Genomic DNA, 1,142 nt, shown 5'->3' on the forward strand with positions numbered 1-1,142 from the left:
GGATGAGCGACTGTCTTTGATGTCAAGCGTTTTGCCATGGTTTGTTGTCTCTGATGATGGCGTTGAGCATTGTCAGAAGCTTTCGCATGGTTGCGACGGTAGCGAGGATTTTCGGCTTTCCGGCTTCCACGAGGCGATCGCGAAAGGCCTTGAGGACTGGATTGTGCCGTGCCGCCACCAGCGCTGCCATGAACAACACCGCCCGGACCTTGCCCCTGCCGCCACCGATGAAGCTTTTGCCCTTCCATTTGCCCGATTGCCGGGTCCAGGGAGCAAGGCCCGCCAGCGAGGCGATTTGACGCCGGTCGAGACTGCCCAGTTCCGGCATCTCGGCAAGAAGCGTGCGCGCCGTTGCAGGCCCCACACCGGGCACGGAGGTCAGCAGCGCCTCACGCACCCGCCACACGGGGGATTTGCGGATGTGATCGTCCATTTCCGCATCGATGCTGTCCACCTCCCGGCGCAGGGCGGCAAGCAGGCGCTGAATGCTTTTGCGGGTCGATTTCTCCAGCGCCATGCGTAACCGGTTCTCTTCGGCCACGATCATCTGCACGATCTGCCGCCTGCGGTCGACAAGTGCCGACAAAAGCTGGGTTTGCTGATCACGCAGAGGCCGGATCTGTGGCTTGGTGGCAGACACGAAAGCGGCAATCACCGCCGCATCGACCGCGTCGGTCTTGGCACGGCGACCGATGGCATTGGCATAGGCGCGCACCTGCGCCGGATTGACCACGATCACCGCAAATCCTGCCGCCGAAAGCCGTGCCACGGCCAGCGTCTCGAAGCCGCCTGTGGCTTCAAGCGCCACGATATCGGCATGCACCTCTTTGAGACGCTCTACCAGATCGTCGATCCCGGCATGGCTGTTCTCGACGAAGAACGCCGTGCCCGATGCTGCGAACGCCACATCCAGACGGTCCTTGGAAACGTCGATGCCAACACTATTATCCATCTTATCCCATCCTTGCCTAATCGGGCTTCGCACACGCAAGCGGCCCCGGCGACTGTTCGGGTTCGATGAAAAAGCGGAGGGAGACCCGGGCTCATCCACGGGATCAATGTCCCCAGGGGGGATCGGTCTTCCATCCGCCACCGCACAAGCGACAATAGCACAGCGCGGCGAAATCAAGTTACAAGGGGGC

General features: G+C 61.5%; 1 protein-coding gene. It reads right to left on the bottom strand.

The genetic code is table 11. From position 1 onward, the window contains the following. Positions 1-22: 22 nt before the first annotated feature. Entirely contained in the window at positions 23-952 is a 930-nt protein-coding gene (locus tag PIB16_RS26660) for an IS110 family transposase (protein WP_142846693.1), read from the bottom strand. Positions 953-1,142: the final 190 nt, after the last annotated feature.

Source organism: Agrobacterium sp. ST15.13.015 (assembly GCF_027871645.1).
Classification (GTDB): domain Bacteria; phylum Pseudomonadota; class Alphaproteobacteria; order Rhizobiales; family Rhizobiaceae; genus Agrobacterium; species Agrobacterium leguminum.